Source organism: Vreelandella neptunia, from assembly GCF_022489065.1.
In the GTDB taxonomy this organism is placed as follows: domain Bacteria; phylum Pseudomonadota; class Gammaproteobacteria; order Pseudomonadales; family Halomonadaceae; genus Vreelandella; species Vreelandella neptunia_A.
In genome coordinates this window covers 57,186-78,511 of record NZ_JAKVTW010000005.1, presented here as the reverse complement: position 1 = coordinate 78,511, position 21,326 = coordinate 57,186, and the positions used below count along the sequence as shown (strand labels likewise).

Annotated in this window: 16 protein-coding genes; 11 read left to right on the top strand and 5 right to left on the bottom strand. The window is 54.2% G+C overall.

Going from position 1 to position 21,326, the window contains the following annotated elements; translation table 11 throughout:
- Positions 1–159 precede the first annotated feature (159 nt).
- Together MLE19_RS09360 and MLE19_RS09355 are read right to left on the bottom strand one after the other, a co-directional pair.
- Positions 160–807, bottom strand: coding sequence for a DUF3306 domain-containing protein (locus MLE19_RS09360; protein ID WP_240717913.1), 648 nt, complete (start codon positions 805–807; stop codon positions 160–162).
- Complete coding sequence (locus MLE19_RS09355) at positions 804–1,244, bottom strand: DUF3305 domain-containing protein (protein ID WP_240717912.1); 441 nt, start codon at positions 1,242–1,244, stop codon at positions 804–806. Before MLE19_RS09355 ends, MLE19_RS09360 begins: the two co-directional genes overlap by 4 nt.
- Before the next feature lie 147 nt (positions 1,245–1,391).
- Between MLE19_RS09355 and MLE19_RS09350 the strand changes: the two genes are divergently transcribed.
- The 5 genes from MLE19_RS09350 to MLE19_RS09330 are packed head-to-tail and all read left to right on the top strand — an operon-like array spanning position 1,392 to position 6,206.
- On the top strand, positions 1,392–2,249 hold the full coding sequence (locus MLE19_RS09350; protein WP_240717911.1) for a formate dehydrogenase accessory sulfurtransferase FdhD: 858 nt from the start codon (positions 1,392–1,394) through the stop codon (positions 2,247–2,249).
- Positions 2,246–2,872 carry a molybdenum cofactor guanylyltransferase MobA gene (gene mobA / locus MLE19_RS09345; protein ID WP_240717910.1) on the top strand — a complete coding sequence of 209 codons (627 nt, stop codon included), beginning with the start codon at positions 2,246–2,248 and terminating at the stop codon, positions 2,870–2,872. Before MLE19_RS09350 ends, mobA begins: the two co-directional genes overlap by 4 nt.
- Positions 2,869–4,140 (top strand): gephyrin-like molybdotransferase Glp, encoded by a 1,272-nt coding sequence (gene glp / locus MLE19_RS09340; protein ID WP_240717909.1) that lies wholly within the window; start codon positions 2,869–2,871, stop codon positions 4,138–4,140. The genes mobA and glp overlap by 4 nt, the downstream gene beginning before the upstream one ends.
- Positions 4,137–5,171 (top strand): GTP 3',8-cyclase MoaA, encoded by a 1,035-nt coding sequence (moaA, locus tag MLE19_RS09335; RefSeq protein ID WP_425356805.1) that lies wholly within the window; start codon positions 4,137–4,139, stop codon positions 5,169–5,171. The genes glp and moaA overlap by 4 nt, the downstream gene beginning before the upstream one ends.
- A gap of 3 nt (positions 5,172–5,174) precedes the next feature.
- Positions 5,175–6,206 carry a CobW family GTP-binding protein gene (locus tag MLE19_RS09330; RefSeq protein ID WP_276322403.1) on the top strand — a complete coding sequence of 344 codons (1,032 nt, stop codon included), beginning with the start codon at positions 5,175–5,177 and terminating at the stop codon, positions 6,204–6,206.
- On the opposite strand, the gene MLE19_RS09325 is transcribed toward MLE19_RS09330, so the two are convergent.
- Positions 6,203–8,908 carry a bifunctional diguanylate cyclase/phosphodiesterase gene (locus tag MLE19_RS09325; protein WP_240717907.1) on the bottom strand — a complete coding sequence of 902 codons (2,706 nt, stop codon included), beginning with the start codon at positions 8,906–8,908 and terminating at the stop codon, positions 6,203–6,205. The two genes, MLE19_RS09330 and MLE19_RS09325, sit on opposite strands and share 4 nt — an antisense overlap.
- Before the next feature lie 203 nt (positions 8,909–9,111).
- On the opposite strand from MLE19_RS09325, the gene MLE19_RS09320 reads away from it, so the two are divergent.
- Positions 9,112–10,014: a LysR family transcriptional regulator gene (locus MLE19_RS09320; RefSeq protein WP_240717906.1), complete on the top strand. Its 903-nt coding sequence runs from the start codon at positions 9,112–9,114 to the stop codon at positions 10,012–10,014.
- Between the two features lie 45 nt (positions 10,015–10,059).
- Here MLE19_RS09320 and MLE19_RS09315 read toward each other — a convergent pair whose 3' ends face one another.
- Entirely contained in the window at positions 10,060–11,577 is a 1,518-nt protein-coding gene (locus MLE19_RS09315; RefSeq protein WP_240717905.1) for an NCS1 family nucleobase:cation symporter-1, read from the bottom strand.
- Positions 11,578–12,138: 561 nt separating this feature from the next.
- Here MLE19_RS09315 and MLE19_RS09310 point away from each other — a divergent pair.
- From MLE19_RS09310 to MLE19_RS09290, 5 genes are all read left to right on the top strand, one after another.
- Positions 12,139–13,005, top strand: a complete 867-nt coding sequence (locus MLE19_RS09310) for a nitrilase-related carbon-nitrogen hydrolase (protein ID WP_240717904.1) — start codon at positions 12,139–12,141, stop codon at positions 13,003–13,005.
- Positions 13,006–13,036: 31 nt separating this feature from the next.
- Complete coding sequence (hydA, locus tag MLE19_RS09305; protein ID WP_240717903.1) at positions 13,037–14,476, top strand: dihydropyrimidinase; 1,440 nt, start codon at positions 13,037–13,039, stop codon at positions 14,474–14,476.
- A 48-nt stretch (positions 14,477–14,524) separates the two neighbouring features.
- Positions 14,525–15,904, top strand: a complete 1,380-nt coding sequence (locus MLE19_RS09300) for an NAD(P)-dependent oxidoreductase (protein ID WP_240717902.1) — start codon at positions 14,525–14,527, stop codon at positions 15,902–15,904.
- On the top strand, positions 15,901–17,235 hold the full coding sequence (preA, locus tag MLE19_RS09295; RefSeq protein ID WP_240717901.1) for an NAD-dependent dihydropyrimidine dehydrogenase subunit PreA: 1,335 nt from the start codon (positions 15,901–15,903) through the stop codon (positions 17,233–17,235). Before MLE19_RS09300 ends, preA begins: the two co-directional genes overlap by 4 nt.
- Positions 17,236–17,391: 156 nt before the next feature.
- Positions 17,392–18,273: an ABC transporter substrate-binding protein gene (locus MLE19_RS09290; protein WP_240717900.1), complete on the top strand. Its 882-nt coding sequence runs from the start codon at positions 17,392–17,394 to the stop codon at positions 18,271–18,273.
- An 8-nt stretch (positions 18,274–18,281) separates the two neighbouring features.
- Here MLE19_RS09290 and MLE19_RS09285 read toward each other — a convergent pair whose 3' ends face one another.
- Complete coding sequence (locus MLE19_RS09285) at positions 18,282–21,326, bottom strand: efflux RND transporter permease subunit (RefSeq protein WP_240717899.1); 3,045 nt, start codon at positions 21,324–21,326, stop codon at positions 18,282–18,284.

The window sequence follows — 21,326 nt, the reverse complement described above, 5'->3', positions numbered from 1 at the left end:
ATGCGTTGAAGCTAAGTTCAGACTATGTGTAATACGCTATTTTGCCAACCTAATTACCATCAACGCTGCCAACGCTGACCGTTTAAAGCATATTCAACATATTGATTATTAAAGTCTAAACAGTGACATCATGTTTTCGTCTGAGTGTCAGATAAAAAATCAGACTGGTCGTCTAGTGGAGCACTTTTTTACAACGTTGTCATCCGCTGTGCAAGGCGTGGAGAATTCTTGCTCTAATGCCTTCTTCTGCCCAGCACCTTTTTCGCTTACAGACGCCTCTGCACGCTCATTTGAGTCTTCGTCGGCGGCCACCTCTTTTTGCGGCTCGGTTTGGCTGTCATCTAAATGCTTATCGACCACCTCTTCCACCTTATGCGTCCAGCGGCGCAGCTTACCAGCGAGCTCTGACGTCATGGGCTTCAACAGTTTGTTGTAGTCAGCATCGTAGTCATCAAGGCCATCCCGGACGTTGTAGTTGCCGGTGGCCCACAGCCGCTTCAACGCCTGCCGCCGCAAAGGGCCGCTGACCCCTGGCACCATGTAAGCACTAAAGTCACTGCCCGCCTCCAGCGTCTCAGGGTCTGGCAAGGTATGGTCAAGGCTGCCGGGCTCGGGCTCCTGGGCTGGCGTTGCCGAAGATTGGTCACTCTCAGCGTGCAGCGGATCGGTATCACTATGAAGCGCTGCATCCTGATCAGCGGACGCCTCATCGATGGGTGAAGAGTCCGTTGGTAAAGAGCTCGCCGAGGCGTCCTCTTCATTTGGCACATTGCGCTTTAGTCGCGACCAACGCTCTAAGCGGCTCATTGCGGCTGCTCCTTGCTAGGCGTGTCTTTAGCGCGACCGGCTCCTTTACGTTTTTTCTTGCGCATTTCTACCGGCGCTTCACCGTGGCGAGCTAAATAGCTTTCAATCCATACTTGAATAGCCATCGGCATCGGCGCTTCCAGCACTTGCTGTTCGCCATCCATCCACCCAGCCGCCACATCTTGGCTGGCGGTGATCGCATCCGGCTTGGGGGCTTGCCCGGTAAAACCCGCCCGCACAAAGAGGCGTGGGGTAGCCGACGTCAAATTAAAACGGTAAGCGGCACGTTCGGTCATCGACAGCTGAAGGTTAAGAACATTGTCACCATGATCGCCAAGCGTTAGCTCGGCAATACGCCACTGCGTCAGCGTAAAACGCTTAACCTGTTTGGGCTCGGCCACCAAGGTAATACTGATTGGGCGTAGGTTTTCACTCATATATTTATCAACCCTGAACCTTAAATGGATGACATTTGAAAGAACGGTACTTAAGGATAGCGCTTGAATGGGTAGACAAGTAAGCATCCCCAGCGCCATCATCGTCAACCCTGTCGTTTTGCGAGAACTATTTAGTGAGGTTCATGGATGCCCGCCCTTCAGTTAAGCCGAGCCCGCTTACCGCCTACCACCGAGATCAGTATCGTTGATGAGTATGGCGATACGCGACAGCAAGCGATCGCCGCTGAACGGGCGCTAACCGTCTATCTCAATAAGCGTGAGATAGTCACTTTGATGACGCTAGGGGACGACCCTGAAGCGTTAGTCGTTGGTTATCTGCGCAACCAAGGGCTACTCAATGCCGCCTCTGATCTAGAAGCCGTGCAAGTCGATTGGGATGTGGAAGCCGCAGTGGTGATTACGCGCCATCTACCCGACGACCTAGAAATGCGCTTAAGCACTCGCACGGTGACCACCGGGTGCGGTCAGGGCACGGTATTCGGAAAGTTGTTGGATCAAACCGCACTTACAGCGCTACCCGATACCCAGCTGGCACAATCATCGCTCTATCAACTGCTGCAAAACCTCAACGCCTACAACGAGACTTATCGTAGCGCGGGCGCTGTTCACGGTTGTGCACTTTGCTGCCAAACGGCGGTACTCGATTTTGTCGAGGATGTAGGGCGACATAACGCGGTGGACACACTGGCAGGACGACAATGGCTGCAACAAGCCGACAGCGACAGTGCCGATATTTTCTACACCACTGGGCGGCTTACCTCTGAAATGGTGCTGAAAGTGGCGCAAATGGGTATTAGCGTATTGGTATCACGGTCGGGCGTTACCCAAAAAGGCGTTGAGCTAGCCGAACGCTTTGGCGTGATGCTGATCGCCCGCGCCAAGGGCCGCCATTTCCAGGCCATTAATGCCCAGAACCGCTTAACCCTAGATGCTATTCCGCCGCGCCCTTCCCACGCCCGCTCATCCAAAGAGGCAAGCTCATGATACCCACTCAAGAACTCACCGGCATGATTCTCGCCGGAGGCGAAGGGCGTCGAATGGGAGGCCGCGACAAAGGGCTCGAGCCATTCGCAGGTTTACCACTCGTTGCCCATGTGGTGAAACGTTTAGAAGGGCAAGTCGCCGAGCTGCTGATTAACGCCAATCGCAATGCTGATGCCTACCGTTTTTTCGCCGATCGTGTCATAGCGGATCTTGTAATGGACGGTGCCGAAGGCGGCTTTAAAGGCCCGCTGATGGGGATCTATAGCGGCCTACGGGCAGCAAAAACGCCGTGGTTGCTGGTCGCTCCCTGCGACTCCCCCGCTCTGCCTGACGACTTAGTGGCACGCATGGTCAACGGTATAGGCCACCATGATATCGCCGTAGCCTATGACGGTGATCGGCTGCACCCGGTCGTTGCCCTCCTGCGTACATCGCTAGCGGATGATTTGGCCGCCACTCTTGCCGAAGGCGAGCGTAAAATTGACCGCTGGTACGCACGCCATGCCTGGTGCAAGGTTGATATGTCGGACTGCCCTGATGCGTTTGCTAACCTTAATACTGAGGAAGAGAAGCTGCACCTGGAAAAAGTACTAATGAATTCTTCGAGCAAGGAGGTGAAATGACCCTCTCCTGCTTTGATCTTGGCGAGCAGATGCTCAGCGTCGATGAAGCGCGCCAAGCACTCGCCACTTTGATCGAACGCCCGCTGGGCAACGAAAAGATTCCCCTGGCGCAGGCCTATGGCCGACGTTTGGCCCAAGCCGTTCAGGCCTCCATTAACGTACCGCAACATACCAATGCGGCCATGGACGGCGTGGCGCTAGCCTTGGCTAAAGAAGGTATTGGGGCCAAGCAAAAACTTTGGCCACTGGCCGGTGAGGTCCTGGCAGGGCAGTATCGCAGTGAATTAGTCCCGGCTGGACACTGCGTGCGCATCACCACTGGCGCCCCATTGCCGCCGGGCACCGATACCGTGGTGATGAGTGAACAGTTGCGCGAACCGTTAGATGACAAGCCTGCCCATGTGATCATTGAGACGCCAGAGCTTCTCAAACACGGCCAACATGTTCGCCAGGCCGGTGAAGATATTGCCATGGGTGACACAGCACTGCCTGAAGGAGCACGGCTCGATGCTGCCTCGTTAGGGCTATTGGCATCATTGGGTTATGCGGAGGTAGCGGTCTGCCGGCGCCCCAGAGTAGCGATTTTTTCCACCGGCAATGAAGTCACGGCGCCTGGGGAACCGCTGCCCAAGGCAGGTATTTATGACGCCAATCGCTTCACCCTGATGGGCTTGCTGGGCGAACACGGCGCCGACATTATTGATCTGGGAATTCTGCCAGACGATTTAAACGCCATTAAAACGGCCCTTGAAGACGCTGAAGAGCAGAGCGACTTGGTGATCACTAGCGGCGGCGTTTCCGTCGGCCAGGCTGACTTTACCCGCGAGGCACTGGAACAGTTAGGTCGCCTAGCCTTCTGGCGGGTAGCACTGCGACCTGGCCGTCCCATGGCCTGCGGCTGGCTGGGTGAAAATCGCACGCCGTTTGTTGGCTTGCCCGGCAATCCAGTGGCGGTCATGGTAACCTTTCTACAGTTTGTCACGCCGCTACTGGATCGGCTTCATGGGCGGCCGGTTGCGCCACCGCTCCGCCGCCATGCGATTGCCGCTGACGTATTAAAAAGCCGCCTTAAGCGTACTGATTTTATTCGCGGTATTTACCATACTGATGAACGTGGGCAGTTACACGTGCGGAGCACTGGCGCCCAGGGGTCGGGTATTTTAACCTCGATGGTGGCTGCTAACTGCTTGATTGAGCTTGCCGATGACCAAGACGGCGCCCAACCAGGCGAGGTAGTCAGCATACAACCACTAACGGGATGGTTATGAGCGAGCAACGAACCGTGCAACAACAGTCTCAGTCGCTGGCTAACCAGCAACTGATCGACGACTTTGGTCGACGTATTAGCTACGTGCGCATCTCCGTTACCGATCGCTGCGATTTCCGCTGTGTGTACTGCATGAGCGAGGAGATGACGTTTTTGCCCCGTGCTCAGGTACTCACGCTGGAAGAGATTGCCATGGTCGCCCGCGCCTTCACCGAACTGGGGGTTGAGAAGATTCGCCTGACCGGGGGCGAACCGCTGGTGCGCCGTGGCATTGAGCAACTGGTCGATGAGATCGGCGCCATGCCAGGCCTTAATGACTTCACCATGACCACCAATGGTGCCAGCCTGCGCAAGCACGCCAAGCAGCTTTACGCCAGCGGTTTGCGCAGGCTGAATATTAGCCTGGATTCACTGGATGCGGAGCGCTTTAAGCAGCTCACCCGCACCGGGGATTTGGCCAAAGTCATCGACGGCATTCATGCCGCCCAGGAAGCGGGCTTTAAGCGTATTAAGCTCAACGCGGTGATTTTGAAGGGCCGCAATGACGACGAAGTCATCGACCTTGTCACCTTTGCCCGCCAGGAAAACCTCGACATTAGTTTTATCGAAGAGATGCCGCTGGGCGATGTCTCCGACCACTCACGGGCGGAAACCTTTTATTCCAGCGATGACGTACAGACGCTGATTGAGTCCCGCTACCCGTTGATCCCCACGACCGAAACCACACCAGGCCCCTCGCGTTACTTCAAAATGGCCGATAGCGACAGCCGGGTTGGGTTTATCTCGCCCCATAGTCATAACTTTTGCGACACCTGCAACCGGGTTCGAGTGACCGTGGAAGGCCGTTTGCTGCTCTGCTTAGGCAACGAGCACTCGGTGGATTTGCGCGCCGTACTGCGCCGTCACCCCGGCAATATGCAGGCGCTGAAAGAGGCCATTATCAACGCCCTGCCGCTCAAGCCGGAGCGCCACCACTTCACCACCGATGGCGATGTGCAGGTCGTACGCTTTATGAATATGACGGGGGGGTAGTCGTTGGCAGTGTCAGCAGGCGCAGCAACATTTAAAGTACCGGTACATATCGTTACCGGTTTTCTTGGTAGCGGCAAAACCACGCTTATCCACAGCCTCATTGCGCAGAAGCCTGTGGATGAAAAGTGGGCCATTCTGGTGAACGAGTTTGGTCAAATCGGTATCGACCAAGCCATGTTTGACGCACGCGATGATGTGGTTATCAAGGGCCTTCCAGGCGGCTGCCTGTGTTGCCAGCTCGCCTTTGTGCTGCAAGCGGCGTTAGTAAACCTGCTGGCCCGCAGCAAGCCTGACCGGGTCATCATCGAACCCTCCGGCCTTGGCCACCCGGCAGGCCTGCTGGATCTACTGCGTGGCGAAGCTTTCCATGAAGTAGTTGAGGTGCGCGATATTATTGCCACCCTCGACCCCAGACGATTAGATGACACCCGGGCGCGCCAACACGACACCTTTCGAGACCAGCTCGATATGGCCGACGCCGTTGCCCTCACTATGCTCGACCAGAGCACGCCAGCACAGCTTAACGCTGCGCACGCCTTTGTGGCGCAGCGCTGGCCACCGCGTAAATGGTTACATGAAGCCGTACATGGCGAGCTACCCATAGCGCTGCTGGTACGCAGCGGAACCGCCGAAGCAAGCGATATCAGCGTGCCTGCCAGCCATCTACAGCTGGCTGCAACGCCCAGTTTAGCAGGGTCATTTTTTGATTTTCCGCCCCCGCCCGGTAAGCCCCAGCGTGAAACCGGCACTTCGCTGGGTTACACCAGCAAAGGGCTGCGTTGGCATCCAAGCGAGCGCTTCGACCTGGATCGGCTCGCCGCAATCTTGGGAGAACTGCCTCGCGAAGCGCGGATTAAAGGAGTGTTTCATACTAACAGTGGCTGGAAGCGCCTTAACCGCGCCGATGGCACGCTCAGCGTTGAAAGCAGCGCTTGGCGTCAGGACTCGCGTTTAGAAGTCATTGTCCCCGAAACACTGACCACGCTCTGCAGCGGGCTCGAAGCGAGCCTAACCCCCTGCGAATTAACTAACTAAGCCAACATCATCGCCTCAAACGCTTTAGCCTCTACTGGGCGACCAAATAGATAACCTTGATAAGCTTGGCAGTCGTGGTCTAGTAGCCATGACTGCTGTGCTTCGGTTTCTACACCTTCGGCGATGACTTCCAGGCTAAGACTCTCCGCCAAGACAATCGTACTCTCCACAATCGCCGCGTTGGCCTCACTTTCAAGCACCTGCTGAACAAAGGATTGATCAATTTTTAACTGATCAAGCGGCAGTTGAGCCAAATATGCCAGTGAAGAGTAGCCAGTGCCAAAATCGTCCAACGAGAAGCGCACTCCTTGTGCCTTTAAGGCAAGCATTTTATCGCGAGCATCGTCTCGTGCTTCCAAAAAAAGCGACTCAGTCACTTCCAGTTTTAAACGATGAAGCGGCGCCCGGGTACGTTCAAACACATCGTTTACACGGCGCAAAAAGTGATCATCGCGAAACTGCAATGGGCTAATATTAACGGATATCGTCAACTCACAAAGCCTAGGATGCTCGCTCCAGCGGACTAACTGCTTACAGGCATCTTCCAATACCCATTCGCCAACATCGTTGATCAGCCCAGTACTTTCCAGCAGCGGAATAAACTCGCCTGGCGACACCAGACCGCGCTCAGGATGCTGCCAGCGCAGCAGCACTTCCACGCCTGTAATCGTGCCGTGGTGATTAACTTGAGGCTGGTAATAGAGTTGCCACTGCTGGTTGGCCAATGCAAGATGCAAATCTGCCTCTAGCCTTACGTGGGCTAGTAACGCTGCCTGCATAGCGGGATCAAAAAAGCACACCGTATGGCGGCCACTATTTTTAGCTTGGAAGAGCGCCATATCCACTTGTTGTAAATAATCATCAACGTTGTGTTCGCCACTCGACATCAATGTAATACCAATACAGCCGGTAATCGTAATACTCTCCTCGGCTAGTTCAATTGGCTCACTGAGTATCGCCAGTAATTTATTCGCTATACGTTCAGCAAGCTGAGTGGTTTGCGCGGAACTACCATCAATGCCTTCAATTAAAACAGCGAACTCATCCCCCCCCAATCTCGCTAACGTATCCGTATCACGCAGCATTTGACCCATACGCCGCGCTATTCCTTGTAATAACTGGTCTCCCGCATAATGTCCTAGGGTGTCATTAATTTGTTTGAAGTTATCAATATCAACAAATAACAGTGCTCCACAACGCTGATGACGATGAAGCTCTTTGAGAGCAGTGCCCATGCGATCCATAAACAGCCGTCGGTTCGCGAGTCCTGTTAGCGGATCATAAAAGGCCAGTTGATGAATCTCCTGCTCAGCAGCTTTGCGCTCACTGATATCGCTCATAGTCGCTACGTAGTGGGTCAGCGTTCCCTCTACACTGTACACAGCACTAATGGTCAGCCACTCAGGAAACAGCTCGCCATTTTTGCGCTGGCTCCATATTTCACCTTCCCAATTACCGGCCTTGATAACGCCCTTCCATAGCCGACGATAAAAGGCTGCGTTTTGTAAACCAGTGCTGAACATACGCGGATTTTTACCGACTATCTCCGCTTCGCTATAGCCAGTAATGCGCGTAAACGTCTCATTAACTTTGAGAATACAGCCTCGTGCATCAGTGATTAAAATTCCTAAATGCGTTTGGAAGGCCGCTGCGGCAATTTGTGCTTCAGCGCGCGCCTGCTCACGCTCTTCAATTCGCTGGCGCAGTTGATATGTCAACGCTAAACGGCTCAGGTAATGACGCGCTCCCCAAGCGCCAAGTAGCGCAATGACGAGCATCACCAGGCTTAAAATCAAGGCGCGCTGGCGCCAAGCCTTCAGTAGCTCGTGCAAATCAATCCCCACCACAGCTAGCATTGGATACTCACCTACCCACTGGATACGGAATAGCCGCTCACGACCATCAATAGGTGACTTAGCGCTTAACGAGAAGGTAGCATCGCCACTCACTAGCCGCTGGGCTGTTTCAGAGCTTTCAATTTGCTTGCCAACCGGAAATTGATCGCCGGGTATTGGGTAGCGAGCGATAAACTTTAAACCGGAGTCGACCAGAGAAATGCTTTCTCCGTCAAAAACACTCATTTGCTCAAGCGATTCAGAAAAGACTTCCGGAACAATATTGGAGACCGCCACACCAGCGAAATCACCGGTAGGCGTATCAACGCGTCGGCCATGGTACAAGTAGTAGCGCTGATCACTTTTTGACCAGTAGAGCGGCGTAATCAGCTCTCGCTGCTGGCTATGCTGAAATACTTTAAAAAATCGCGTTTCGCTGATATCAATATCGGCATCCCTACCTGCTCTGCTACTCGCTAGCAAGCGTCCTTCTGAATCAAATACGCCTACCTCATCGATCATAGGCAAATATGAGGTTAGGTTTTCTAGCGAGCGCTGTAACAGCTGAGTATTGTCGCTATCAGGTATTTCTTGTGTCGCCAGTATTTCGGTCAGCCCAAAAAGAGCCTGTCCACTTTGCGCAAAGACCCCTTTTGCCCACTCGGTCACGACATTGGCCCGCGCGGTGATACGCGATTCAGCGGCCTCAATTTCTTGCTGATACTGCTCATGCAGCAACCAACCAAAAAGCACTGTCATAACGAGAAGCGCCAGCAGATATAGCGCCACCACATTTCGTCGCTGTTGGCGGTATGAGTCTGTCGCTTTTAGAACATCATCATTTTCATCAATGGAAATAACGGACATCGCGCAGAGGCCTTATCCAGGTATCCCTTTAGGACACCTGATACAGTGTAAAAATAACGAGAAACGATACACCACATCCGCTGAAAGGTGGCTTACCTTGATAGTGACGTGGTGCTCTTATGTTGTATATCAGTTTTTATTGCAGGTAATACGTTAAAAAGCGTGACGTTATACACTGATTGTCTACGTACCAAGGAATTGTTATGGCATCGCTGGGCCAAATGAGCGATTACGAGATACGTCTCATCCGTATTTTTAAAACGGTCGTCGAATGCGGCGGCTTTACAGCGGCGGAAACGACCCTTGGCATCAGTCGCTCTGCGATTAGCCAGCACATGAATGACCTAGAAGGGAGGCTGGGCTTTTCACTCTGCCAACGAGGACGCGGCGGGTTTAGCTTAACAGAGGAAGGTAAAGAGATTTATCAGGCGGGACTAACGTTGCTTACTGCGCTTGAAACCTTCAAAAGTGATGTAAATGCTCTGCACCAGACGATTAAAGGTGAGCTGAATATTGGCATTACCGACAACCTGGTGACCCTACCCGCCATGCACGTTACCAACGCGCTGGCTGAGCTTAGCGCGCCAGAGCATGAGGTAATGCTGCATATCCATATGGAGCCTTCCGATGCCGTCATTCGAGGCGTAATGGACGGCCACCTGCATGTCGGCGTAGTACCCGCAGTGAACCTGCCGACCAGTTTAGAAACCCGCCACCTTTATGATGAGCCTTCGTATCTTTACTGTGCAGCAGGCCATCCGCTGTTTGTTGAGCACGATGATACGAACAATTTTGCTGACATCGCCCGCTATCCAGCTATTTCACCCCGCTACCCGCTGCCTATTGAAGCGCGCCAAGCCCACGATTCACTTAGCCTACGTGCGTCGGCATCAGATCGCGAAGGTGCGGCCTTTTTAATTCTTACCGGGCGGTTTATCGGCTTTTTACCTGAACACGTAGCCGCCCAGTGGGTGGCGGCGGGCAAGATGCGAGCACTGCATGCCACTACTCAGCACTATCGCATTCCGTTTGTACTGATTACCCGCCACGACCGCCGACCCAACCGCGTCGTTGATGCTTTCCTACGTTTGATCAAAAGTAATTAACGTAAAAACCCGGCACGAAGCCGGGTTTAAAACGAACATCATTTTTTAACGCGGCTCGGTTGCCTCACTGGCCATGATTGGCGCAGGGCCAGCCTGTGGGGATGACGCCAGTACTTGGCTTGCGACAAAATAAACAATTGCCCCCAGCGCAGAGCCAGTAAACCAGCCGTAGTCGTAGAACCAGTTCATCGTGCCTGTGACCAGCGAAATCAATGTCAGCAGCACTGGTACGCCAAAGGCAATGAAACCGGCAATATTCACCGCAGGATAAGCGTGGCTGTCCATATACAGGCTGGGCACATCCAAACGCTGCTTTTTAATCAAGAAGTAGTCCACTGCCATAATACCGGCAATCGGCCCCAGCAGGCTGGAATAGCCCAACAGCCAGTTGGAGTACATCTGTTCAAGTGATACGCCGGGAGGAATCACACCTGCTTTTTGTAGCAGATCATAGCCCATAAGCAGTACACCCACCGCACCGGTCATCAGCACACCGCGGGTCTGGTTAATCAATTTAGGGGCAATGTTCTGGAAGTCGTTGGTCGGCGAAACAATATTCGACGCGGTGTTGGTTGAGATTGTGGCAATGATGATCAACAACATTGCCATCACTACCCAGAAAGGACTGTCGATGTAGCCAATCAACCGCACAGGGTCTGCAACGGTTTGACCCACCAGTGTCTCAGAGGCTGCCGTTAACACTACGCCGAGAGCGGCAAAGAAGAACATTGTCAGCGGTAGCCCGATGATTTGGCCGGCTATTTGATCTTTTTGGCTTTTCGCAAAACGGCTGAAATCAGGAATGTTAAGCGATAGCGTGGCCCAAAACCCGACCATGGCGGTTAAGCCCGCAAAGAAGTAGCCATAAACAGATGCCCCTTCAGGGCGCGATGGCGGCTGAGCGAGAAGCTCGGTCATCGACATATTCGGCCACGCCCACACCATCAGCCCGATACCAACGGCCAGCAGCAGTGGCGCCGCCAAAGTTTCCAACCATTTAATCGACTCTGCACCGCGAATCACCACGTATAGATTCATCGCGCCGAAGACAAAAAAGCCGATGACCTCGCCAATACCACCCAGCGCAGCCCAGGCAGGAATCAGCTCAGACAACAGCAGGTGAATAGCCAAACCACCAAACATGGTTTGAATACCAAACCAGCCGCAACCTACCAATGCACGCACCAAGCAGGGAACGTTGGAGCCTAAAATACCGAATGAGGAGCGTAAAACAACAGGAAATGGGATACCAAATTTAGTACCAGGGAAAGCATTCAGAGTCAATGGAATCAGTACGATAATGTTAGCCAAAAGAATGGCAAACAGCGCTTCACCCACGCTTAAACCGAAGTAAGCGGTTAACACCCCGCCCAGGGTATAAGTGGGTACACAGATCGACATGCCAACCCACAGCGCCGCAATATTCCACTTACTCCAGGTGCGCTCGCTGGCCTGGGTAGGCGCGATATCCTCATTAAATCGTGAACTACTGCGTACATCGTCCCCTACATCAAGCTCTATCAGTCCGCCTCGATCTACCATTTGAGAGGTCGTTCCCGTCATATTAAGTCTCCTCAGCAATGCGTTGCCCAGCCACACTTTTATTCGAACCTGCCCGGTAGTGGAGCTCTTAAGTACAGTCCTTAAACACCTAAGCAATAAGCATGCCTATTCAATTGAATAATACATTTAACTCATTGATTAAAAAGCTGCCTTACAAGACAACAATATTATTGTTAGCTTGTTACCTTTAAATATTGGCTTTCCCAATCCAAAACTCACTAAACAAAGCTAGGCCAAAAAAAATATTTGCACCAATTTAAAACAACGCAACGCTAAAAACATGCGACAAAATAACAACAAGCTACTGATTAAAAACAACTAAAAATATTTACCAAAACGGTGCATGTGTTCACCAAAAAAGGGAAGATTCAGTAGATTAATAATAAAAACAAACAAACTCAAAGAGTTAAAACCGCTATTACTCTCCACCACTATAAACTTGCTAAAACCATCAACACAGCGATACTTTCAACAAAAGCTGTCTTATCTGTCAGTTTTTTAAGACTAATTCTCAACATCTAATAACTCTTCGCTTTACACCAACAATTAGAGGGGCGTCCCATGCAGAAGACGAAAATCGGGCTGATTCAAATGGGCCTGAAAACCAGCACTGATTTAGAACCTGAAGCCATCCGCGATGCCATGAACGAGGCACACCTGCCGATGATTCAGCAAGCAGCCGACCAAGGCGTGCAGGTTCTCTGTTTTCAAGAAGTGTTTAACCAGCCCTATTTTTGCCCCAGCCAGGATGGCAAATGGTACGCCGCCGCCGAGCGCGTGCCGGAAGGACCCACCTGCCAGATGATGCAAAAGCTCGCCGCTGAGCATCGCATGGTCATTATCGTACCGGTGTATGAAGAGACCGAGACCGGCGTTTACTACAACACGGCGGCCGTATTCGACGCTGACGGCAGCTACCTGGGTAAATACCACAAAACCCATATTCCTCAAGTGGCTGGTTTCTGGGAGAAATTCTTCTTCAAACCGGGCAACTCCAACTGGCCGGTATTCGATACTGCTTACGGCAAAATTGGCGTGTATATCTGCTACGACCGCCACTTCCCCGAAGGCTGGCGTGCTCTAGCACTCAACGGTGCCGAGGTGATTTTCAACCCCTCTGCCACCGTGGCCGGGCTTTCCCAATACCTTTGGGAACTGGAACAGCCCGCCTCGGCCGCCGCCAATGGCTGCTTTATCGCCGCCATCAACCGGGTGGGCACCGAGGCACCATGGAATATCGGCGATTTCTACGGCTCCAGTTACATCGTTAACCCGCGCGGCAAAATCGAAGCCCAGGCAAGCGCAACCGAAGACGAGCTGCTGGTGCATGAGATCGATTTGGATATGGTGCGCGAGGTACGCAACAACTGGCAGTTCTTCCGTGACCGCCGCCCGGAAACCTATACCCGCTTAACCGACGGCGAGTAGTCCTGTTAATAAATCCCTAAAGGAGCTAACAATGAGTTTATTAATCAAGGGCGGCACCGTGGTCACCCATGCCGATACCTACCGTGCCGATGTACTGTGCATAGACGGTAAAATCCATGCTATCGGCACCGACTTAGACGTCCCCGCTGATTGTGAAATTGTCGATGCCAACAAGCAGTTGGTGATGCCCGGCGGTATCGACCCTCATACCCATATGCAGATGCCGTTTATGGGCGCAGTGGCAAGCGAGGATTTCTACACCGGCACCGCCGCCGCCATGGCAGGTGGCACGACGACGATTATCGATTTTGTGATTCCTAGCCCAGGTCAATCGCTACTGGAAGCCTTTGAAACCTGGCAAGGCTGGGCGGAAAAAGCCGCCACCGACTTCGCTTTTCACGTGGCTATTACCTGGTGGGATGAGAGCGTTAAAGAGGAAATGGGCACCCTAGTGCGGGAGCATGGCGTTAACAGCTTCAAGCACTTTATGGCCTATAAAGGCGCAATCATGGCCACCGACGACATCCTGGTGGAGAGCTTTTCGCGCTGCCTGGAGCTGGGGGCTATCCCTACTGTTCACGCGGAAAACGGCGAGCTGGTCTACCACATGCAGCAGAAGCTGCTCGCCCAGGGCATCACCGGGCCGGAAGCCCACCCGCTCTCCCGCCCGCCTCAGGTCGAAGGCGAAGCGGCAAGCCGCGCTATTCGTATTGCTTCCACCTTGGGCGCGCCTGTGTACTTAGTACACGTCTCCACCAAGGACGCAGTGGATGAAATCGCCTACGCCCGCCAGCAGGGCCACCCGGTATTTGGCGAATGCTTAGCGGGGCATCTGGTGATTGATGACAGCGTTTATCAGAACCCTGATTGGGCAACGGCGGCGGCCCACGTGATGAGCCCGCCCTTTCGCCCCAAAGGCCACCAAGAAGCACTCTGGCATGGCCTGCAATCCGGCAATTTGCAAACCACCGCCACCGACCACTGCTGCTTTTGTGAGGAGCAGAAAGCCGCTGGGAAAGATGACTTCACCAAAATTCCCAACGGCACCGCCGGGGTGGAAGACCGCCTTGCGGTCATTTGGGACGAAGGCGTCAACACCGGCAAGCTCTCACCTCAGGAGTTTGTTGCCATCACATCTACCAACACCGCCAAGATTTTTAATCTTTACCCACGCAAAGGCGCCATTCAGGTGGGTTCAGATGCCGATATCGTGGTATGGGATCCTAACGGCACGCGTACGATTTCCGCTAAAACTCACCATCAAAACGTCGACTTCAATATTTTTGAGGGCAAAACGGTGCGCGGCATTGCCCGCCATACGATTAGCCAGGGCAAATGGACGTGGCGCGACGGCGAACTCCATGCCGAGCGTGGCGCAGGCCGCTATTTAGAGCGCCCCGCCTACCCCGGCGTATTCGAGCTGCTCGCCAAGCGTGCCGAGCTTAACGCCCCAGTCGCCGTTAAAAGATAAGCGACGCTTAAATAACTGTTGTTTCTATAAAACAGCGGAGGCTCTACTGTGACTAGCCCACTGAACCATCTACCCAGCGCAAAAGAGGTCGGTACTTACGACCCAGCTACGCTTACAAGCAACTTTAGCGATCTACACCCACCGCTAACCCATCGCCAAGCGATCATCGAAAGCCAACGCTGCCTGTACTGTTATGACGCACCCTGCGTCGAGGCCTGTCCGTCCGATATTGATATTCCTAGCTTTATTCGCCAAATCAGTGAGAACAATATTAACGGTGCGGCGGAAACCATTCTGGAAGCCAATATTTTAGGCGGCAGCTGCGCCCGAGTATGCCCCACCGAAATCCTCTGTGAACGCAGCTGCGTGCGCAACCACGATGCCGAGTGCCAGCCGGTGCTGATCGGCCTACTCCAGCGCCATGCTACCGACCATATGCAGTTTGAAGGCCATCCCTTTAAACGCGCCGCCAGCACTGGCCGCCATATTGCTGTGGTCGGCGCTGGCCCTGCGGGGCTCTCTTGTGCCCACCGCCTCGCCATGTTGGGCTATCAGGTAACCATTTTTGAAGCCGAACAAAAGCCCGGCGGGCTCAACGAATACGGCATCGCCCGTTACAAAATGACCGATGATTTCGCCCATAAAGAGGTGGAGTTTCTACTGGAGATCGGTGGCATCGACATTCAGTACGGTCATCGCCTCGGCTATAACCTCGAACTTGCTACCCTGCATCAGCAGTATGACAGCGTGTTTCTGGGCTTGGGGCTAGGCGCCAGCCGCATTTTGGGCCTCACTGGGGAAGACGCACCAGGCCTGATGCCTGCCGTGGATTACATCAAAACCCTGCGTCAGTCCGACGATCTGAGTAGTTTAACTGTGGCCAAACGCTGCATCGTAATTGGTGCGGGCAATACAGCGATCGATATGGCCACCCAAATGGCCCGCCTGGGCGCTACCGAAGTCACATTGGTCTACCGCCGCGGCGTTGAGGCAATGTCCGCCACTGACCACGAACAGGAGATTGCCAAGGCCAACGGCGTGCGCATGATCACCTGGGCGCAGCCTGACGAGATTCTGCTGGATGAACAGGGCCGAGTGGCGGGTATGCGTTTTGCCAAGACCTCGGATCAAGCAGACCGATTGACGCCCACTGGCGAAACCTTTGAGATCGCCGCTGATGCCATTTTCACCGCTATCGGCCAGGGTTTCGAAGGCGAAAGCCTACGCGACGCCACCGCCGCTGAGCTAGCTCGCGACGGCGAACGTATTCACGTTAATGAGATGTTCCAAACGTCACTGCCCAGTGTTTACGCCGGTGGCGACTGCGTAAAACCTGGCCAGGATCTCACCGTACAAGCCGTTCAGCACGGCAAGCTGGCGGCTCACGCCATTCATCAAGCGCTCGCCGCCAAGCAGGAGGCCGCATGAGTACCACACCTCTCTCTTTCCCAGGTAAGAAAAACAGCGGCGACAGCGTTGTTAACGGCGTTGACCTGTCGGTGAACTTTGCTGGCATCAAAGCGCCCAATCCATTTTGGCTGGCCTCCGCCCCGCCCACCGATAAAGCCTACAATGTGGTACGCGCCTATGAGGCGGGCTGGGGCGGCGTGGTATGGAAAACCCTTGGCGAAGAACCACCGGCGGTGAACGTCTCTTCCCGTTACTCCGCTCACTACGGTAAAAACCGCGAAGTCATCGGCTTTAACAATATCGAGCTGATTACTGACCGCTCGCTGGAGATCAATCTTAAAGAGATCACCCAGGTGAAGAAGGATTGGCCCGACCGCGCGCTAATCGTCTCCATCATGGTGCCCTGTATTGAAGAAGCCTGGGCGCATATTCTGCCGCTGGTAGAAGCCACCGGGGCAGATGGCATCGAGCTCAACCTGGGCTGCCCCCACGGTATGCCGGAGCGCGGCATGGGCGCGGCGGTGGGCCAAAACCCCGACCTGATTGAGAAAGTTACTTACTGGTGTAAGAAGCACTACTCAAAGCCGGTGATCGTCAAACTCACCCCCAACATCACCGATATTCGCGTGGGCGCCCAAGCGGCGCTGCGGGGTGGCGCCGATGCGGTGTCGTTGATAAACACCATCAACTCAATCACCAGTATCGACCTGGACAACATGGTTGCCAAGCCCACTGTGGGCCATCAGAGCACCCACGGTGGTTATTGCGGCAGCGCCGTGAAGCCCATTGCCATGAATATGGTGGCAGAGATTGCCCGCGACCCGGCAACGCCGACGCTACCGATTTCAGGCATTGGCGGCATCTCCACCTGGCGGGATGCAGCGGAATTTATCGCCCTGGGCTCCGGCAGCGTGCAGGTATGTACGGCGGCGATGCTCAACGGTTTTCGCATTGTGGAAGAGATGAAGGACGGCCTTTCTCGTTGGATGGCGGAAAAAGGCTACGACTCCATTGAGGCGTTTTCCCGCAAGGCGATACCACAAACCACCGACTGGAAAAACCTGGACATCAACTTCAAAACCATCGCCAAGATTGATCAGGACCTGTGCATCGAGTGCGGGCGCTGCTATATCGCCTGCGAGGATACCTCCCACCAGTCGATTGCCAAGCTCACTGAGCAGGACGGCGCGCGGCGTTACGAGATAATTGAAGAGGAGTGCGTGGGCTGCAATCTGTGCCAGATCACCTGCCCAGTAGAAAACTGCATCACCATGGTGCCCCAAGAGACCGGCCAGCCTTTCCTGGCCTGGGATAACGATCCGCGCAACCCTTTCCGGGTCGCGTCGTGATTTAAGCGCTCCTTTGCATACGCCGCCCTCCTAGTTCGAGGGCGGTAGCGTTTATCGCAACATGCTGTTCCTTCATCGAGAGGCGACAAATTACGGCTTTCTTGAGAATATGAGAAACTATCGCATATAGAATTTTTTCTCATAAAAGGAATTGCCATGATGCCTAAGCTTCTCGCCGCTACGCTCTCAACTAATCTAACAAGTACGCTCGCCGCTACTCTGTTATTTTCAGCCGCCAGCGCTGCTGCCGATCAACGTATCGCCACCTTTGATTTGGGCAGCCTGGACACTCTGGATGCGCTTGGTTTGAGCGAGCAGGTGGTAGGCGTGCCCAAAGCCAGCTTACCGAACTACCTTGAGCAGTACGCAGCGGAAACCTACACCGATATTGGCGGCCTGCGCTCACCGGATATGGAAGCCCTTAGCGGAAGCGAGCCTACTTTGATTCTCTATACCGGCCGCCAAGGTGATTGGGAAGAGGAGCTTGGCGATATTGCGCCGCTGCTCAACACCAGCCTCCGTGGTGACGACTACTTGGCTGCTTTTAACGCCAATGTACGCGAACTAGCTAATCGTCTAGAAGCGGAAAGCGAAGCGGAAGACGCCCTTGAAATCCTGCACAACGAGATAGAGACTCAGCGTGAAGCCTTGAGCAATGCCCCAAGCACCCTGGTGGTAACGCATAACGGCGGCAACCTGATATTAAACCGGCACCCCGTGGTTCACGACGTTCTGGGCGTAGCAGCACTTGAAATGCCAGATAGCGTTACCTCTGAAAAGCGTGGCACCCGCACTTTCACGCCACTCTCTGCTGACGCCATTGCCGAGATCAATCCAGACATGGTGCTAGTGATTGACCGTAGCGCCGCCATTGGTGATGAGCCAGCAGACTCAGATGCATTAACACAAACGCTTTCAGACGCCGGTGCGGAAAATGCGCAGGTCGTTATGCTAACGCCTGCGATTTGGTACCTCTCCGGCGGTGGCCTGCAGAGTCTGGCGCTGCAGATCGACGAAGTCGCCGCAGCGCTTAATTAATCCCTTAGCTAGTCCGCATGAATCCGTATCCTGTAGAGCACACAGTAGACTACCGGCAGCACCACGAGGGTGAGCAAGGTGGCAATGCCGAGGCCACCAATCAGCGCAACCGCCATGCTGGCAAAGAAGGCATCGCTAATCAGCGGTATCATCCCCAGCATGGTGGTAAGTGCCGCCATCGCCACAGGCCGAACGCGGCTCACCGCCGCACGTACAACGGCGTGGTAACGATCTTCGTGTAACGGCAGTTGCACGTTGATCTCTTCCACCAGCACGATGGCATTTTTAATCACCATGCCAACCAAGCTGAGCGTGCCGAGTAGTGCCATAAACGAGAAGGGCAACCCAGTCAGCAGCAGCGCGCCGACGACACCAATAATGGTCAGCGGCACCAGCGACCAAATAGCCAACGGCTGACGGAAGTTATTGAACAGCACCACGGTGATAATAAACATCATCACCAGTCCTAATGGCAGCGAGGCAAACAACCCGCTTTGGGCCTCACCGGCCGTTTCATACTCGCCGCCCCACTCCAACCGATACCCGGACGGTAGTTCTAACGCTTCTACTTGAGGGCGAATCTCTGCCAATACGCTGGCGGCGGTTACCCCACTCAATGGATCCGGTTCACCGTACACTGCCAACATCCGCTCACGGTTGCGGCGCATGATCAGCGGGTCTGCTACCCGGGTGGAGATATCGCTAATTACCTGGTCAGCAGTGATATAACGCCCCTGCTCTTCGCTCCATACGTTCAGTGAGCCAAGGTTATCCACGTCATGGCGCTGTCCCGGTATCGCCCGCGCCACCATAGGAATCAGATCGCTGCCATCGCGATAAATCCCCACCTGACTACCGCTGGTACTTAAGGCAAGCGTACTCGCCAAATCCTCACGAGTAACCCCTAGCCGCCGTGCGGTATCTTCAAGAAACACCGGTTCGATCGCCTGAACGCGATTGCGCCAACTGGTGCGCACACTGGTCATATGCGGCGTGTCACCGAACATCGCTTCGACCTGATCACCTAACTGGCGCAGCACGGCTGGATCGCTACCGTAAAAGCGCGCCTCTAGTTTGGCTTTAGGCGCGGGGCCGACTTCCAGCGGGGCAATCTTATAATCGATATCGCTATGCTCACGCTCTAGCACCTCTTCAACGTCCGCCATACGTGCGCGCTGGATAGCTTTGTTATCAGTCTCGACTATCAGCTGCGCATAGCTCGCGTAGCGGTCTTCCGGCGAATAGGTCAGAGTAAACCGCTGCGCCCCACCGCCGACCGTGGTGGTCAGATGGCTAACGCCCTCCATATCCATGACCGCATTTTCCAACGCGCTAACGCGGCGCTGGGTTTCAAGAATATCGGTGCCTTCCGGGGTGCGGTAATCGACAAAGAAGATGGGCGTATTAGAGGCCGGGAAGAAGGCATTTTTAACCGAGCCAAAGCCGAAGCCGGCGGCGATCAAAATGGCCAGAACCATGATCAAAGTAACCCAGCGAAAGCGAATCCCCGCAATAATCACACGACCAAAAACACGATAAACCACGCCTTTATAGGGATCTTCCTGACCATCCCCTGGCGCCACGTTACGGAAAAACAATTTAAAGTAGAACGGCGTTAACGTCAGTGCCGTTATCCAGCTCAGCAGCAGTGAGTAGAGCAGCACGAAAAACAGCGAGCCGATAAACTCACCGGTGGTATCCGGCGACAAGCCGATGGGGGCAAAAGCAGCAATAGCGATCAGCGTGGCGGCCAACAAGGGCCAGGCGTTTTGGCGAATGACCTGGTGGGCCGAATCACGGATGGAACTGCCGCGCTTTAAGCCCACCAGCATCCCTTCGGTGACGACAATGGCGTTATCAACCAGCATACCCAAAGCGATAATCAGCGCGCCCAGGGATATTTTTTCCAGCTGCAGGCCGTGGAAGCGCATCATCATAAAGGTGCCGATAATAGTGATCAGCAGGATGAACCCCATCAATAGCCCGCTGCGCCAGCCCATAAACAGCATCAGCACCACAATCACTATGGCGACCGCCTGGATCAAGCTCATCAGGAAGCCAGATACCGCCTCATCAACCACCTGGGGCTGGTTGTAAACGATATTCAGCTCCATCCCTAAGGGCGTCCGCGCCTGAAGTTCATCCAAACGCTGTTGCAGGCGTTCGCCTACCTCAACTACATTAACGCCGCTTTCAAACGAAATGCCGATAGAGATCGCAGGGCGGCCCATATCGCGATAAAGCTGCTGAGGCTGCTCCGCCAGCCCACGAGTAACATCAGCAATATCGCTTAGTCGCACCAGTTCACCGTCGCCTTCGCTGACGATTAACGCACGTAGGTCATCAATATTCGCTGCGCTGCCGGAAGGCGTAATACGAAACCGCCGCCCATCCTGCTTAAGGTGACCTGAATCGGCCACCGCGTTTTGGGTATCGAGCAGTTGCTGTAGGCGAGTGAGCGGAATATTAAGCGCCCGTAAGCGCTCACGGTCGACTTCAATATAAATACGCTCTTCATGTTCGCCACCCAGCGACACCTTCTCAACACCCTTTACCAGCGCAAGTTCGCGCTTGAGAAAATCCGCATGGTCGGCAAGGTCAGGCATGCTGTAACCTTCGCCTGTCAAATTCACCATAAAGCCAAATACATCGCCAAAATCGTCGTTGACGCGCGACTGGCTGGCGCCTGGCGGCAGTGCGGCCTGGGCATCCTGAACCTTACGACGTAGCGAATCCCACAGCTGCTCCAGTTCCTCGTTCTGAACCGTACTCTCCAGCTCAACGGTAATTTGCGAGAGGCCATCAGAGCTCACCGAGCTAACCCGCTTAATCGACGACATCTCTTGTATAGATTGCTCCAGCGTTGAGGTAACTTCCTGCTCAACTTCCTCAGGTGTCGCGCCTGGGTATTGCGTAGTAATAAGCGCATTCCGAATGGTGAACTCGGGGAATTCCAGCTGGCCCATGCCTAAAAACGACAGTGCGCCGCCCGCCAGCAGCACCACTGTCATTAAGTAACTGGCTGCCCGGTGGCGTAAAAAGTAGTCGACCAT